General features: G+C 45.0%; 14 protein-coding genes. 8 read left to right on the top strand and 6 right to left on the bottom strand.

The window, feature by feature from the left end; genetic code table 11:
* Positions 1–47: 47 nt before the first annotated feature.
* From recJ to djlA, 4 genes are all read right to left on the bottom strand, one after another.
* Complete coding sequence (recJ, locus tag ACFI6L_RS00885; RefSeq protein WP_462573238.1) at positions 48–1,769, bottom strand: single-stranded-DNA-specific exonuclease RecJ; 1,722 nt, start codon at positions 1,767–1,769, stop codon at positions 48–50.
* A gap of 243 nt (positions 1,770–2,012) precedes the next feature.
* Positions 2,013–2,735: a bifunctional protein-disulfide isomerase/oxidoreductase DsbC gene (dsbC, locus tag ACFI6L_RS00880; RefSeq protein ID WP_196494333.1), complete on the bottom strand. Its 723-nt coding sequence runs from the start codon at positions 2,733–2,735 to the stop codon at positions 2,013–2,015.
* A 350-nt stretch (positions 2,736–3,085) separates the two neighbouring features.
* The gene (gene xerD / locus ACFI6L_RS00875) at positions 3,086–4,012 is read right to left on the bottom strand and encodes a site-specific tyrosine recombinase XerD (RefSeq protein WP_014975697.1); all 927 of its coding nucleotides are present in this window, start codon (positions 4,010–4,012) and stop codon (positions 3,086–3,088) included.
* Positions 4,013–4,873: a co-chaperone DjlA gene (djlA, locus tag ACFI6L_RS00870; RefSeq protein WP_014948312.1), complete on the bottom strand. Its 861-nt coding sequence runs from the start codon at positions 4,871–4,873 to the stop codon at positions 4,013–4,015. It abuts the gene before it with no gap.
* 407 nt (positions 4,874–5,280) lie between these two features.
* Between djlA and lptD the strand changes: the two genes are divergently transcribed.
* The 8 genes from lptD to ACFI6L_RS00830 all read left to right on the top strand — a co-directional run bounded on the left by lptD (position 5,281) and on the right by ACFI6L_RS00830 (position 15,033).
* Positions 5,281–7,533, top strand: coding sequence for an LPS assembly protein LptD (gene lptD / locus ACFI6L_RS00865; protein WP_014975696.1), 2,253 nt, complete (start codon positions 5,281–5,283; stop codon positions 7,531–7,533).
* A 29-nt stretch (positions 7,534–7,562) separates the two neighbouring features.
* Entirely contained in the window at positions 7,563–8,876 is a 1,314-nt protein-coding gene (gene surA, locus ACFI6L_RS00860; RefSeq protein WP_289617973.1) for a peptidylprolyl isomerase SurA, read from the top strand.
* A 13-nt stretch (positions 8,877–8,889) separates the two neighbouring features.
* Positions 8,890–9,876, top strand: a complete 987-nt coding sequence (gene pdxA / locus ACFI6L_RS00855; RefSeq protein ID WP_014975694.1) for a 4-hydroxythreonine-4-phosphate dehydrogenase PdxA — start codon at positions 8,890–8,892, stop codon at positions 9,874–9,876.
* Positions 9,873–10,700, top strand: a complete 828-nt coding sequence (gene rsmA / locus ACFI6L_RS00850; RefSeq protein ID WP_039235837.1) for a 16S rRNA (adenine(1518)-N(6)/adenine(1519)-N(6))-dimethyltransferase RsmA — start codon at positions 9,873–9,875, stop codon at positions 10,698–10,700. The genes pdxA and rsmA overlap by 4 nt, the downstream gene beginning before the upstream one ends.
* Before the next feature lie 7 nt (positions 10,701–10,707).
* Positions 10,708–11,082, top strand: a complete 375-nt coding sequence (gene apaG, locus ACFI6L_RS00845; protein WP_014948307.1) for a Co2+/Mg2+ efflux protein ApaG — start codon at positions 10,708–10,710, stop codon at positions 11,080–11,082.
* A 7-nt stretch (positions 11,083–11,089) separates the two neighbouring features.
* A complete protein-coding gene (locus ACFI6L_RS00840) occupies positions 11,090–11,917 on the top strand; it encodes a symmetrical bis(5'-nucleosyl)-tetraphosphatase (protein WP_156085947.1) in 828 nt (275 codons plus the stop codon).
* Between the two features lie 282 nt (positions 11,918–12,199).
* Positions 12,200–14,224 (top strand): HAMP domain-containing methyl-accepting chemotaxis protein, encoded by a 2,025-nt coding sequence (locus ACFI6L_RS00835; RefSeq protein WP_014948305.1) that lies wholly within the window; start codon positions 12,200–12,202, stop codon positions 14,222–14,224.
* Between the two features lie 227 nt (positions 14,225–14,451).
* Positions 14,452–15,033, top strand: coding sequence for an SOUL family heme-binding protein (locus ACFI6L_RS00830; RefSeq protein ID WP_014975692.1), 582 nt, complete (start codon positions 14,452–14,454; stop codon positions 15,031–15,033).
* Between the two features lie 64 nt (positions 15,034–15,097).
* Here the strand turns inward: ACFI6L_RS00830 and lysC are convergent, their stop codons facing one another.
* Positions 15,098–16,447, bottom strand: a complete 1,350-nt coding sequence (gene lysC, locus ACFI6L_RS00825; protein ID WP_049586124.1) for a lysine-sensitive aspartokinase 3 — start codon at positions 16,445–16,447, stop codon at positions 15,098–15,100.
* 60 nt (positions 16,448–16,507) lie between these two features.
* Positions 16,508–16,957, bottom strand: coding sequence for a DUF192 domain-containing protein (locus tag ACFI6L_RS00820; RefSeq protein WP_342313295.1), 450 nt, complete (start codon positions 16,955–16,957; stop codon positions 16,508–16,510).
* Positions 16,958–17,004: the final 47 nt, after the last annotated feature.

Below are 17,004 nucleotides of genomic sequence, written 5' to 3'. Positions count from 1 at the left end.
GCTCGTTAGGTTTATTAGCCACCCGTCTGCGTGTGAACTCGCTCCTGCTAACGCGCTTCTATTTGCTCTACAATAAGTTGCACGGTTTCCTGACCGCGAAATACGTTGATATCAAGTCGATAGGCAATATGCACGCGTTTGACCATGGCATCCGGCCATGATTTTAAATCAACGTTAAACGCAATAGCATCGACCTCGTTAGCACCGTCACTTTTTAACACCATTTTTAAGTGCTTTTGGCCAACTAAGCGCTGGTCAAGTAGTGCAAATTCACCATCGAATAGCGGTGATTCAAAGCCCTGTCCAAACGGACCTGCTTGACGCAGTAAATGCGCAAAGGGTAAACACAGCTCTTTCGATGACAAGTCACCGTCGGAAAGTAAAGCATGATTTCCATCAAGCTTTGCCATGTGCGCTCGCGCAATATCAACAAAAGCCTGCTCGAAGTCTTGAAGCTTAGCTACGGGCAAGCTTAATCCAGCGGCCATGGCGTGCCCGCCAAATTTTTCGATAACGCCAGGGTAGCGCGTATTAACTTCATCAAGTACATCGCGAATGTGCACGCCAGGAATTGAGCGTGCAGAACCTTTAATGATCTCGTCGTCTTGATGGGCAAAAGCGATAACAGGCTTAAGGTACTTCTCTTTCAAACGCCCTGCTACAATACCAATAACCCCTTGGTGAAAGTCTTCGCGATAAACCACCAGTGCGCTTGGCATATCGCCTTCATTCAGCGCCATTTGCTCTAGTACGGTTTCCGCTTGTGCTTTCATGCCGGTCTCAATCTCACGGCGTTCTTTATTAAGCGCATCGAGTTCCGCAGCGATCATTCGCGCTTGAATGGTTTCATCTTCTAATAAGCACGCAATGCCTTGGGACATATCGTCTAATCGACCCGCGGCATTAAGCCTTGGCCCAACCACAAAGCCTAAGTCAGTTGAGGTTAAGTGAGCGCAATCGCGATTCGCTACTTCGACCAATGCTTTAATGCCAGGTCGACACTTACCTGCCCGAATCCGCTGAAGGCCTTGATGAACTAAAATTCGGTTGTTTTTATCAAGCACTACTACATCGGCCACGGTGCCAACCGCAACAATATCAAGTAGCGACGCTAGATTTGGTGGCGCTACTCCCGCTTTTTCAAAATGCCCTTGCTGCTGTAACTCGGCTTTAAGTGCTAGCATGATGTAAAAGGCAACGCCAACCCCAGCCAAATTTTTAGAAGGGAATTCACAGCCAGGTTGGTTAGGATTTACTATCGCATCAGCAGGAGGTAGAACATCGCCTGGCAAATGGTGATCGGTAACAACAACCTGCATTCCCAACGACTTTGCATGGGTTACACCGTCAATACAGGAAATGCCATTGTCCACTGTGACAATAACCTCTGCCCCCTGTTTGGCAGCTTCATCCACAATAGGCACGCTAAGTCCGTAACCGAAGTCAAAGCGGTTAGGTACAAGAAAATCAACGTTGTGATAGCCCATGGCTCGAAGCGCCAATATGCATACCGATGTACTGGTTGCTCCGTCGGCATCAAAATCGCCCACAATAATAATACGTTTATTTTGTACAACAGCATCAGCGAGAATTTGCGCGGCCTGCGGCATGCCCTTCAAGACATTGAAATGGGTTAGTCCTTTTAGACCATTCTCCAAGTCATCTAAATTCGCAATATTACGACCGCGATAAATTCTATCGATAACAGGATGTAAGTCGGAACTAAGCGAGGCGCCGGTAACCTCACGGCGAACAATAGGCAAAATCATGAAATACCACTAACCAAAACTGTAAATGCAGTTGTCGATGCCAGTTCAAATAGGCTTTAATTAAAAAGACTGGAGTCGGGACACTTGATAATTAGTGCAGATTCCAAGTAAACGCCCGTGTGAGCTGCAAAGCAAAACTGTACGAAAAAACGCTAGAAAATATGAGGACGAATAATACCGCAGAAAACAAAAAAACGCACAAAGCGTGCGTTTTTATCATATTTAAGGTTAAGGACTGAATCGCTATTCAGCTTCCTCCAATGCTTTAGCAAGCAACGCAGCTGGCTGATAACCAGGAATCAATGAACCGTCTGGCAGTACGATATTTGGCGTGCCATTCACGCCTAATTTTTGACCTAACATGTACTGCTCTGCCACTTTATTTTTACAGCTTGCGCTAGCTACGTCGTTACCCGCTTTAGCTTTAGTTAACGCTTTTTGCGGATCTTTCGCACACCACACCGACACCATATCGTTGTAGTTTTCACTGTTTAACCCAGAACGTGGAAACGCAAGGTAGTGTACGGTGATGCCCGCATCGTTGAGTTCATCAATCTCGTTGTGAAATTTACGGCAATAGCCACACGTAATATCAGTAAATACGCTTATTTCATGCTTTTCGTTCTTGGCCTTAAACGTAATAGACGATGATTCCATCTCTTTTACGCCCTCTTTGCGCAGCCCAGAAAGTGCCAGTTCTGTTTCGTTACGCATCTCTTCATCAATGTTGAAAACACGGGCCTGAAGCAGATACTGCCCGTTTTCACTTACGTAAAACAAACCGCGGTTTGTTGATACTTGGACCAAGCCAGATACTGGAGAGTCGGCAATGGTTTCTACATCCAACCCTAACATTGACGATAACTTGTTGCGGATAGCGGCTTCGTCAGCTGCCTGCGCGCTAAGACCCAGTAATGATCCCGCCGCAACTACACTGGCTAACAATACTTTCTTTACTGCTTTCACTAAATACTCTCCATTTTGCCATTTAAGTTCGCTTGTACTTACTGGCTTAACATGCAACTGCTTGAATCGGTATCTTTCCATTTAAAGCAATTGCTAAAAATTTTTACATTCATAACGTTCAGACCGTAAAACTTAGCAAAAAATTGCACGTTAAACGCTAATTTTCTTTTAACCTCAGTACATTTAACGTCAACATTTAAACTCACTCGCGTTACAGCACTAACGGAAAATGTATGTTCTAAACGTTTTGCATGGCTCGTATCCTACCATAGACCTTTTTATTTTATATACGTCGTCACTGAGCCTCGTCGTATACAGCCCCCAATTTATAGCATTCTTTATTTGAATATTTAGCCACGTGGGTGATGACTGTGGATTAAAGTTTGAAGTCGCTCTGTTGCTACATGGGTGTATATTTGAGTCGTTGACAAATCGCTGTGCCCCAATAGCATTTGTACCACACGTAAATCAGCACCGTGATTCAAAAGGTGTGTCGCAAAGGCATGACGCAACGTGTGGGGAGAAAGGTGCTGCTCAATTCCCGCTTTCACCGCATAGTATTTAATGCGATGCCAAAATGTTTGGCGCGTCATTTTCTGTCCACGCTTGCTCAGAAATACCACATCAGAAGCTTTACTGGCGAGTATCGGTCTTGCTGTTTTAATATAGGTCAGCAGCCATTCTATTGCATCTTCACCAAGGGGCACTAAGCGCTCTTTATTCCCTTTACCCACAACCCTAACTACGCCTTGCTGAAGGCTTATTTGATCCATTGTTAACCCAATAAGCTCACTTACACGAAGGCCGGTCGCGTAAAGCACTTCAAGCATGCTCTTGTCCCGACATTCAATAGGGTCGTCGGTAAGGGGGGCATTTAGCAAATCTTCAACTTGTTGCTCACTGAGTGAAGAAGGCAAAGCTTTGGGTGTTTTCGGATTAGACAGCGCGGAAACTGGGCTATCAACGCGAACCTGCTTACTAATTAGGAATACGAAAAACGCCCGGATAGCGCTAAGCGCACGTTGGGTGCTGCGTGTGGACAGCCCCTTGTCGTGACGATAGGCTAAATAATCCTGAAGCTGCTCAGTGGTCAGCACAGCGATATCTTTTACGCCTTGATTGTTGCTGAAGATAGCAAGCTTAGTAAGGTCGGTGCGATAGCTCTGCTGAGTATGATCAGACAATCCTTTCTCAAGCCAAAGCATCTCGATAAAACCATCGATATGCGCCTGACTCGCTGCCGGCACATAAGTTAACTCACGTTGAGTTTTTGCCATCTAAAAGCCACGCTTTTGCTTAATCAGCTCGTAGGCTGATTGAATATCTTGCGCTTTCTTTTTCGCAATTTCCATTGCCTGTTCAGGTAGCCCTTTAGACACCAGCTTATCGGGGTGATGCTCAGACATGCGCTTTCTGTAGGCGCGCTTTATTGTCTTTTCATCGTCGGATGCTGCCACACCTAATATGTGATAGGCATCATCTAAACTTTGCTGTTCTGAATAGGCTGATTGGCTGTGCTGACGTTGACCTGAATGAGTGCGTTGTCCTGAGCCAGAGTTAGACCGCTGCCTAAAGCGTATTTCAGCTTCATACATTGAAATTAGATAATCTAAATCACGACGCCTAAAGCCTAGTGGCTTCGCTACTTTTTCAAGTACGTTGTATTCTTCCTGTGAAAGCTGACCGTCGGCGAAAGCGGCTTGAATAAGAATCTCTAAGAATACTTGAAGAATATCCCGTCTACCGTGGCTGGCGTCGTAAAAACCTTTCAACGTATCGACTAAAGGAAAGTCTCGCGCTTTGCCTTCTCTAAATGCATCCTGAGCTTCACGACGGGCATCCCCAGTTAAACGCATCTCGTCCATTAATGCTGTGGCGATTTGAATTTCTCTGTCCGTTACTTTGCCGTCAGACTTAGCAAGATGGCCTAACGCACTAAACAAACTATGAAAGAAAATAGCTTGCTGCTTCAGATTGTCCTGATCGGTAAAAAAGCGCCCAAAGCCACCTAGCTGATTGAAGTCTTGGCGATAGGCTTTATCAAAAAAGTGCCCGACTAACAGCCCTAAGATCGCCCCAGGTATTTTAAGAAACATAAAGCCGAACAAGGCGCCGAGGATTTTTCCCCAAATTGACATCGCGTCATACTCCGTTGGTGCACTGTTTAGAAAGTTGATGTTACTGTAGTGAAATCACGCCGTGCAGAGCGCGTTATACCAATCATCATATCAAATACATAAGTTAATTAACTAGGGCTTGTGCAGCTTGAAATCAAGCTTACTGCCACTAATTGCCTTCGTCTTTGATGTGTTGTGCATATAAAAGTGCATTTTTTTGTCTGAATGGTTGGTAATTACGACAGAAGTGCTTAGAATTGAGCGCTTATATAAATAGTAATAGCGAGTGAAAGCTACATTAACTCTTTGCCAAGAAGTAATGTGCATTATCACTGTTTTTTTAAACGTTATGTCGAACTAACCGAGACGGACGTCGTCTTACTTGGGTTTAAAAGCAACATACAACAAAACAGGCCGCCCATTAACGCATGAAAAACACCTGCGCCATGCTTGTTTCCGCGACTCTTTTGCCTACAGTCGCGTTTGCACAGGAAACGACAGCTTCAAATTCTAAACCAACGTCAGATGCAGCCCCTCTTGCATTCTGCTCAGTCGAACCTGTTACTTTCAGTAGCCAGGCATTAATGCCCAAAGGCCACGTTAAAGTTGAAGCTAACCGTACTGAAATTATCCAAGATACCGTAGCGCTGTTTTCTGGTAATGTTGATATCACGTCAGATACTGCGGTAATTAGTGCATCTCAAGCACAAATTAACGGAAGTGGCAGAGACCTTATTGCGAAAGGCGACGTAACGTATCAAGACTCGCAGTTAAAAGTAGAAAGTGATGCCGTGACCCTTCGCTCTGAAGAAGAGCGCTTAGAAATGCAAAATACCCGCTATCAGCTGACGGGTTTTGTGGGTCAGGGAGCCGCAAAAGATATTGTATTAGATACAGACACGGGAATTGTGCTCAAAGAAGTTAGCTTCACTACGTGTCCTGAAGGCGATGAAGACTGGCTAATACGCGCCAGTGAAATTAGTTTGGAAAAAGGGACCGTATGGGGCCAAGCCAAACACACACGCTTCTACATTGCCGATGTTCCAGTGTTTTATTTACCGTATTTTGCGTTCCCTGTTAGCAACGAGCGCCAAACGGGCTTATTGTTTCCAGAGTTAACCAGTTCAAGCAGAACGGGCGTCGACTATACGCAGCCTTTTTACTGGAACATTGCCCCCAACTATGACATGACCATCTCACCGCGATTGATGACCCTTCGCGGTCTTCAGCTGAATACTGAGTTCCGTTATCTAACGGAGCGTAGCCAAGGCAAAGCGTACGTGGAGTACTTGCCGAGCGACTCAGATATTAGTGGGAACCCTGACCGATATTTTTATCGCTTGGAGCATCAAGGGCTTATAGCTGACAACTGGTTACTAAACGTTGATTTCAACGGATTAAGTGACGACAACTATTTAGTTGACCTTGGTTCAGATTATTATAGTCGCGCTGACACCCACCTATATCGTAGCGTTGGATTAAGTTACTACTCGCAAAATCTATCCGTAAATATGCAGATAAAAGATTTTGAAGTACTGGGTAATACTGCAGATAGCTATCGCGCCGTACCTGAGATCAAAATCAACTACAACAAAGCGTTAGGTGAATATCTAGAGTTCAACCTAGACTCAGAAGTCGCACACTTTGACAATACTCTCGATACCGCTCCAACGGCTACTCGTTTTCACGTTGCACCTACTTTAGCGGTGCCGCTTCGCGCAGCATGGGGTGAACTTGTCGCAGAAACCACGCTTTTTCAAACGGTTTATCAACAAGACAATGTTGAAGGAACTGACTTAAAAGAAGATGTTGAACGCACATTAGGACAAGCTCGCCTTTATGGCGCATTATACTTTGAAAGGGATAAATCGTGGTTCAGCGACGATATGTCGATGACTTTAGAGCCAAAGATTCAATATCTTTATACATCGTATGAAGACCAAACTGCGATTGGATTCTATGACTCAACGCCGCTGTTAACCGACGTTGAAGGGTTGTTTAGAGGTCAGGAGTTTACTGGTCTTGATAGGATAAGCGATAACAACCAAATCACCCTTGGCGCGACCACACGCATGTTGGATAAAAACAATCGGGAACAATTTGTTCTTAGTGTGGGTCAGATATTCTACCTTGAAGATAACAAAGTCATTGCGGCAACCAAGAATCAAGATCGTTCAGCGCTCGCCGCTGAAGTGGATTGGCGCTTTAATAAAAACTGGTTCTTCCATTCTGATGTGCAAGTGACCACTGACACAGACAAAGTTGACTTAAGCAGCGTGGGTATTGAATACCGCAAAGATGATTCGCGCTTTATTCAATTAAGTCATCGCTATGTTCGCGATCTCAGTGGTGAAACCATAGATCAAATTGGTATTTCGGCAAGCTGGCCTATATCTGAAAATTGGCAGTGGGTTGGCCGTACTTACCGAGATCTTGAACGCAATAGAAGTGTAGAAACCTATGCAGGTATCCAGTATGAATCATGCTGTTGGGCGGTGCGATTAGTTGCACAGCGCAGCCTGAACAACCGTTACAATGCTAGCGGCGAGCAGACAACAGACGATTTTGATTCTGGAATATCGCTACAATTTATTTTCAAAGGCATCGGGTCATCTGGTACCCAAAGAAGCATGCTTCAAGACGGTATGTTTGGCTATCGTCAGCCTTATAGTTTAAATTAACCCGCAGTTGAGCGCTTTACAGCGCTTAAATGCAATCAACCAATAATAAAAGAGTGTGTATGAAGTTCATTATCCGTGCATTGATGTTAGGTGCCCTACTCTCGTTTAACAGTGTTGCGCAAGAGGTCATGCTTGACCGCGTGGCTGTAATTGTTGACCAAGGCGTAATACTTGAAAGTGAAATCGATGCGCTAATACAAGACGTTAAACGCAACGCAGAAGCTAATAATCAACAGCTACCGTCAGATCGTGCGCTTCGTACACAGGCCATTGAGCGTTTAATCACTAAGAGCCTCCAGCTTCAAATGGCAGAGCGTATGGGTATTCGCATTAGCGACCCACAGCTAGAGCAGACCATTAGCAACATTGCAGCGAATCAAAATGCAACGATTGAAGAACTTCGTGCCCAATTAGCGGCAGAAGGTATTGCATACGATGATTACCGCGAAGACATTCGCGAAGAAGTTATCATGGGTGAAGTTCGTCGTGCTAACGTACGTCGCCGTGTTTATATTACACCTCAAGAAATTGAAACCTTGATTGACCTGATGGAACAGCAGGGCGCTACTCAAGCTGAATATCGCTTAGGTCACATTCTTATTGGTTTCCCGCCAGAGCCTACAGATGATGATATTCAATCGGCACGTGAGCGTGCAGACAAAGTCATTTCACTATTAGAGTCAGGCTCTGATTTTGCTAAAATCGCCATTGCGTCATCATCAGGTAACGAAGCGCTCGAAGGCGGTGACATGGGCTGGCTTAACATTAACGCCATGCCGACGCTTTTTGCTGAAGCTATTCAAAACAAAGACAAAGATGCTCTTGTTGGTCCTATTCGAAGCGGTGCAGGCTTTCATATCCTAAAAGTATTAGATACGCGCGGTATTGAGAAAGTCACGGTGGAAGAAGTAAACTCTCGCCACATTCTTGTTAAGCCGTCAATCATTCTTAGCGAAGACAAAGCTAAAGCCATGCTAAACCGCTTCAAGGAAGAGGTGAAAAATGGTGAAGCTGATTTTGCAGAGCTAGCTAAAGAGCATTCAGAAGATCCTGGTTCAGCCCTTCGCGGTGGCGAGCTTGGCTGGTCGGATCCAAATAATTACGTGCCTGAGTTTAAAGACGCACTTGCACAGCTTGAGCCTGGAGAATTTAGTGAACCTGTTCGTACCGTGCACGGCTGGCATTTAATTCAGCTTATTGAACGTCGTATTGATGACGCTACCGATAAGCGCAAAGAAGATAAAGCTTACCAGCTTATCTTCAACCGTAAATTTTCAGAGGAAACCGAGAACTGGTTACGTGAGATGCGTGATGCCGCTTACGTAGAAGTTGTCGACTCGTAACAATAAGTTATTCATGAGTACACCAATTAAAATAGCAATAACGCCGGGAGAACCGGCAGGTATCGGGCCAGATTTGATCATAAAACTGGCCCAGGAAGCATGGCAAGCGCAGCTTGTCGTGTTTGCCGATGGCGAAATGCTCAAAGCACGAGCAAGCGCCTTGGGGCTGCCATTAACGCTAATCGATTACGATGCCACTAACCCGCAAATTCAAGATGCGGGTTCGTTGTTTATAAAGCAAATAGATAAATCCGTTGACGTTACGCCAGGCGAACTTGATAGCGAAAACGGGTTATACGTAGTAGAAACTCTGCGCCAGGCGTGTCAGGCAAATATGGATGGCGACTTCGACGCCGTCGTTACCGGCCCCGTACACAAAGGCATTATCAACAAAGCAGGGGTATCATTCAGCGGTCATACTGAGTTTTTTGCGTATCAGTCCAATACCATTGATGTGGTTATGCTTCTGGCAACTGAAGGTCTTAATGTAGCGCTTGCCACCACGCATATTCCCCTTGAGTATGTAGCGAAAGCTATCACCCGAGAGCGTCTTCATAAGGTCATTCATATCATCAACACCGACCTTAAATTGAAGTTTGGCGTTAAAGAACCTCACATTTATGTGTGTGGCTTGAACCCTCACGCGGGTGAAGATGGTCACATTGGCACTGAAGAAATTCATACCATCATTCCGGCGCTTAACGAACTAAGAGAAGAAGGCTTAAAGATCACAGGCCCTCTACCTGCAGACACCATATTTCAACCCAAATATCTGGAAAATGCTGACGTAGTGCTGGCTATGTATCACGACCAAGGCTTACCCGTGCTAAAATATAAGGGTTTTGGGGCTTCAGTGAATATCACGCTAGGGTTACCTTTCGTTCGTACATCGGTAGATCACGGTACTGCATTAGACTTAGCAGGAACAGGTGAAGCCGACGCCGGTAGTTTCAGAAAAGCATTGGAAAAAGCCATCGAGCTTGCACATCATCAACAATGAGTAAAACACACTTAGGCCATACGGCCAGAAAGCGATTCGGACAAAACTTCCTTCACGATGATTACGTGATAGGCAAGATTGTTGCGGCCATCGCGCCAAAAAATGAACAAAACCTGGTAGAAATTGGACCCGGTTTAGGCGCATTAACAGATCCTGTTTGTGAAGAAGTAGATGCACTCACAGTCATTGAGCTAGACAGAGATCTTGCTAAGCGATTGAGACACCATCCATTTAACGGCAATAAGCTAACGGTTATTGAACAAGATGCAATGACAATGGATTTCGGTGCTTTGTGCAAAGAAATGCCAGTCAAAGACAAAAAGCTTCGCGTATTTGGTAACTTGCCCTACAACATTTCGACACCACTAATGTTTCACCTTTTTGATCATGCTCACTGCATAGAAGATATGCATTTTATGCTTCAAAAAGAAGTGGTAAACCGCTTGGCAGCAGGACCAGGTTCTAAGAATTACGGCAGGCTTTCCGTTATGGCGCAGTATTACTGCCACGTCATTCCGGTACTCAATGTTCCGCCGGGTGCCTTTAAGCCACCCCCGAAGGTTGATTCTGCAGTAGTGAAGCTAGTGCCGCATCAGGCTCCGCCAGTAGACGTTGAGTCTGTAAATACGCTTGAGCGCGTCTGTGCACAAGCGTTCAACCAGCGCCGAAAAACCATTCGCAACTCGCTGAAAGACAGTTTAAGTGAAGAGGAGATCCGTGAGCTAGGTATCGATCCTACCTCTCGCGCAGAAGTATTATCACTTAACGATTTTGCCACAATAGCAAACGCTGTGTCGGCAAAAGAGCACCAACAAGAGCAGTAAGTTCTCTATGGATGTACTTGATATTAAGGTGCGGGTGAAAACCCGTCACCTTCCCGACCACCTTCCGTCAGATTCAAAGCAATTTGCCTTCGCGTACCACATTACGATTGAGAACAATAGCGACCATACGGTGCAATTACTCAGTCGCTACTGGAAAATTACCGATGCAAATGGCAAGACATCAGAAGTTGAAGGTGATGGGGTTGTAGGCAAGCAACCTATCATGAAAGCGGGCGAGCATTTTGACTATACCAGTGGCGCTGTCATTGACACACCGGTTGGGAATATGGAAGGCTACTATGTAATGGAATTAGAGAGCGGCGAGCGTTTTCGCGTTCCTATCGACGTTTTCCGATTAGCCATTCCAAGTATTCTTCATTAAGGTTTCTATGTCGCAAGGTAACACGTACGTCATTGGTGATATACAAGGCTGTTACGATGGTCTTCGTCGCGCGTTAGATAAAGTAAAATTCGACGAAGAAAACGATACGCTACTCGCAGTAGGTGATTTAGTTGCTCGAGGAGAAGATTCTTTGAGCACATTGCGCTTTTTAAAGTCTCTCGGCAGCCAGTTTAGCAGTGTTTTAGGAAACCACGACCTTCACTTACTTGCCGTTGTAAACGGCATCCGCAAAGCAAAAAAATCCGACAAATTAGAGCCTCTACTTAATGCTTCAGACTTGGCCGAACTTATTGACTGGTTGCGTCAGTTCCCGTTGGCAATGAAGTTAGATGAGCAATCAGTAATGGTGCATGCTGGACTCTATCCTAAATGGTCTATCGATGAGTGCGTTTCACTTAGTGACGAAGTTAGCAACATCCTAAAATCCGACAATTACGCTGCTTTTCTTTCAGAAATGTATGGTAATAAACCCAACAACTGGTCAGATAAACTTAAGGGTGATGAGCGACTGCGTTTTATTGTGAATGCGTGTACGCGCATGCGTTTTGTTCATACCGATGGCACACTCGATTTTGATAACAAATCTCATCCCAGCGCAGTATCCCACAGCACTAGTAGCACGTTAAAACCATGGTTTGAAGTAGAGAATAAAAAGCTCGGTGACGATCAACGAGTGGTATTTGGGCATTGGGCAGCTCTGTCGGGCCAAACGAACAGTCATCAATTTATCGGCTTAGATACAGGCTATGTTTGGGGGCAAAGCATGACTTTGCTAAACCTGAACTCCGCTTCGCTTGTGAGTGTTTCTGCCTAAAACCAGAGTTTACTGGCTCCGCAATTATCCAATTCTCACATATTTACGTGTATAATTTTAAGCACCAACTGGTATTACCAGTTAAACTTTCTACACTTAAGTGCTAAATAAAATAAACATTAAGTTATTGTAGCCGATACACTTACTTACGATAGTAACGATAATGTCTCATTATCTACTCAGTAATTAAGCAAACTAGCTTCTTTAATCGCTATATTTTGTTTGCTGAGACGGGTAATATCGTTAGGGATAAAAATAAAAAACACTCATCCAGGAGTTCCGATGAAAATAACGGTAGCCACACGCGTAATCGGGGGATTTGTAGCGATTAGCGCACTTCTGATCGTCATTAGTGTTGTTTCACTTTATAACCTCAACTCAATAGGCTCAGCAACGGAAGAAGTAAATGACGTTGCATTACCCACAGTAGCAGGCAGCAATGCACTTAAAGCCAGCTTTCTCAATATGGGCCGACTTACCTTCGAGAGCTACATCGAAGAAGATCTAAATGGCTTAAAAGACAAACGAGCGTCTTTTAACTCTGCCAAAGACACCTTTGAGAGTGAATATAAGAAACTGGCGCAGGCCGTTAATAACGAGCCTGAACTAAAGAGCACGCTGAATACTGTACGTGAGTCATATGAAGCATATATCACCAATGTTGAAGCGATGTACAAAAATCACCAAATGTATCTTGATATACGCAACACAATTCAAGACAGACTGGGTGACGCTGAAGACAACGCAGACGATGCATCTACCTACCTTCTAGACTTCTCAGACTTAGATGCTGTTCAGCGCGACCCTAACCTACGACGTGCGGCAGAAATCGGCAGTCAACTTGAGACGTCGCTGCTTTCTTTGCTAACGGTTTCATACGAGTACATTAAAACAGAGACACTGGTTCGTTCACAAACGCTAGGCAACGAAGTTGATTTGGTTGTCGAGAAAGTGGTCACGCAATTAAGCGACATGATGCAAACTGCGGGCGGCCGCGATGATTCTGGTACTCTTGATGATATTAACGACTTGGTTAACAACGCAATCAATGCGATTAAAGCTAACGATGGCGTGGTTCAGCTTCATGTTGATCGTCTAGAGCGCAGAAATGATGCTGAAAAAGCGCTTAACGCTTCAGACTCAAATATCGCGCAAGCGGTTGTCGCTCTAGAAAACCTGCTCAATCTTGCAGACAAGAAAGCGTCACATGTAGAAAGTCAGGTTAACGGCGCCATTGCGACGGGCAACACGTTCGTTATTGTGGTTGTTATTATCTCGATTGCAGTAGCAGCATTTATTGGCTACGTGACCGTTCGCGCAATCACACGTCCGCTTTATCGTGTAAATGAACTTCTGACGGTGGCTTCATCGGGTGACCTTACTCACCGTCTAGACGATTCGGCGCAAGACGAATTTGGTCTTTTAGCCCGAAACTGCAATACGCTAATTGGAAACCTGAAGGAGCTCATTACAGCCATTAACGTTCGTGCTGAACAGCTGGCAGCCGCCTCAGAACAAACGTCTGCAGTGACGGCGCAAACGACGCATTCAATTCAGGATCAGAAATCACAAATTGGCCAAGTAGCAACAGCAACCACAGAAATGCACTCTACGTCTCAACTGGTTGTGCAAAACGCTGAAGATACACTAAGTCAAATTCGCCATGCGGATGCTGAGGCTGAGAACGTGCGCCAAATCTCACTAGAGAATAAGAACACCATTGAGATCTTATCTCGTGACGTTCAAGAAGCGGCAGACGTTATCAATAAGCTTCATCAAGACAGCGCAAGCATTGGTGGCATCTTAGACGTTATCCGTGGTGTTGCAGATCAAACCAACCTGCTCGCCTTGAATGCTGCTATTGAGGCAGCGCGTGCTGGTGAACAAGGTCGAGGCTTTGCGGTTGTTGCTGATGAAGTAAGAACCCTCGCCAGCCGAACTCAAGAATCGACACAAGAAATCAACGCAATGATTGAAGTGCTTCAAGCGGGTGCTGAAAAAGCGGTATCGGTGATGAATCAAGGTAAAGAGCAAACTGCGGCGTGTGTGGCACAAACTGAAAAGGCTACACAGGCATTGGATATCATCTCTGACGCCGTTCACAAAGCCCATGACGTGAGCTCTCAAATTGAGCAGTCTGCCCGTGAACAGAATACGGTATCACAAGAGATCAGCGAAAAGCTTGAAACTATTGTCGGTATCGCTGAAGAGACGACAGCTGGAGCACAGCAAACGTCTGAGTCTAGCCATGAAGTGGCTCGACTTGCTGAAGAGTTACAACAGTCTATCAGACAGTTTAAAGTGTAACGCTTTTTACAAACCTGTTTTAAGAAGGGGCTTTTAGCCCCTTTTTCGTGTCCGACAATTAATCTGGCACACTTTAGGAATGCATAGATAGTTACTTTAGAACAGTTTAACTGAGCATTAATCGGCTTTAATTCGTATAAGGACTATTCGTAACAAACCACTAAAAAAGAATGATATTTTCCCGTTTTCGCTTGCCTCTTTTCATTACTACTTTATTGGCGTCAACAATGATCCAGGCTGAGCCATCATATTACAAAGATACAGAAACCCTTCCCTATTCCATTATCGAGACCCTTGATGAAGATATTGAAGTGAGGCATTACAATGAAGCGTTAGGCGTAATGTCTAGTGGGAATGAAGATAACGGAGCATTTCAACTACTCTTTAATTATATCTCTGGTGAGAATACATCCAGTAGCAATGTGTCAATGACGTCCCCCGTAGAAGTTGGAAAGCGCTCTCAAGAAATTGCAATGACCTCTCCTGTCGAAGTCTCATCTTCAGAAACAATGATGTTTTTCTTGCCCAGCAAATATGACATTAAAAGCGCTCCTGTGCCTACGCACAAAGATGTATCGCTGGTTACTGTACCAGCGAGAACGGTAGCCGCTATTCGTTATTCAGGTTTCAACAAGGACAGCGATAAGAAGCAGTATACGAATAAACTGCTTAAAGCCCTTAGGGACAATAATATTGAGCTTGATGGTGAACCTAGCTATATGGGCTACGACTCGCCTTTCACCCTACCGTGGAATAAACGTCACGAAATCATTGTACCGGTCGACATTTTGAAATCATCTACAAACTGATGTGAAATAAAAACGGCCGCTTTTAAGGCGACCGTTTTTTGGGGTCATTCAGCACAGTAGGTGCTTATTCAAATAACGCCGTGTGAAGCTTGCGAACCACGTCGTCACTGTCGGTCTCGTTAACCAAGAACGATAGGTTGTGCGGGTTGGCGCCAAAGCAAATCATACGCAGGTTGAAATCTGAAACCGCAGCTAAAATCTTGCTAGAAACACCAACAGCGGTTTGCATGTTGTTACCTACAACCGTGACAAGGTCGTAACCTTTTTCTACTTTCACATCACAGATAGTTTCAAGTTCAGCAATGGTTTCTTTGTTTAGTCGCTGAGCCACAGAGTTTGCAGGGTTATCAAGGGTAAAAGATACCGAGATTTCTGACGTGGTAACCAAATCAACACTTAGCTTGTGCTTGGCGATGATGGCAAATACCTGCTGTAGGAAACCTTGCGCGTACATCATCTTCGGTGTTTTCACTGTCACCATTACTTGCTCTTTACGGCGAGTAATAGCACGGTACGGTGGTTCGTGCTCACAATCACGCACAATCCATGTACCGCCCTTTTCTGGCTCTTTGCTTGAACCTACAAACACCTTTATGTCTTTGCGAAGTGCAGGCTCCATAGTGGCAGGATGTAGTACCTTGGCACCAAAGGTGGCCATTTCCGCCGCTTCTTCGAAGCTGAGTTCAGGTAACGGATGAGCAGCTGGCGTGATGCGCGGGTCAGTTGTGTACACCCCTGTTACGTCAGTCCAAATCTCACACGATTCGGCATCAAGCGCTTCAGCAAGTAGCGCCGCCGTAAAATCAGAACCACCACGACCCAGCGTTGTAGTACGGCCTTCCTCGTCAGCACCAACAAAGCCTTGAGTAACCACTATCGCGTCTTTAATTTCAGGTGCCAGCAATTGTTTAGACAGCTTTTCGATTTCTTCGATTTGCGGCACACCTTCTCCAAACTCACTGTCCGTACGTAACACCTTACGTACGTCAAAGTTCATGGTTTTTACGCCCTGCTCTGCAAGCACTGAAGAGAACATCAGCGATGACATCCGCTCCCCCATTGAAAGCAGCTGATCTTTTAAATCATCGCGGTGAAGGATTTCTTCATGAAACGCTAAGCTTCGCATTTCATCTAACAAGTCGTTGAGTTTTGGCTCAACCGCGTCTTTATCTTTCAACTTGTTAAGAATGGCAAGCTCAATATTGATAATGGCCTGACAGGTCTCTTCAATTTGCTGTTGCGTCATAGGTGTGTGCGCTAAGCTTACCAGGTGATTGGTTACACCTGCCGCAGCGCTCACTACCACAATGCGCGTTTTGTCATTACCGGCAACAATTCGGGCGCAGTTTTGCATTACTTCGTAATTCGCAACGCTAGTTCCACCGAACTTAGCTATCGATAAGGCATTTGTCACTATATTTAACTCCAGAATAAAACTAGCATTTCGCTAGCAGCAACCGCGCCTTTTGCGCGGTTAATCAATCGTTATTTGGTCGCCTACTTTTATATTATTCTCGGCAAACCACCCTTGGTTCATTTCCAACGCGTAAAGTACCTCTTTCGATGATCCGACCGACTCCAAACTATGCGGAGTGAGAGGTTTTATATCCGTTATTACGCCTTTTCTGTCGATAAATGCTACGTCTAGAGGAACAAAGGTATTTTTCATCCACATGCCCGCAAACTTTAAGCTAGAAAACTTAAAAAACATACCGCAGTCTTCACACAAGGCTTTACGAAACATAAGACCCTGCGCGCGTTGTTCAAAGGTTTTGGCATACTCAACTTCATAGTGCTTGCCGCCAATCTCAAGTGTAATGGATTCAAAGTCCACTAAATTCAGCGACGATACAGGGTCAACCTGCGCTTTTGCACACCCTAAGGTTAATACAAGTGCAGCAACAATAAAGAAAGATTTTCCCATTAGACATTCCTTTTCGCCATAAAAAAAGCCGGTCACCTTAACGGTCA

The organism is Alteromonas sp. G4i35, from assembly GCF_054960375.1.
Note: the sequence above shows the minus strand (reverse complement) of the source record. Positions and strands in the feature narration are given on the sequence as shown.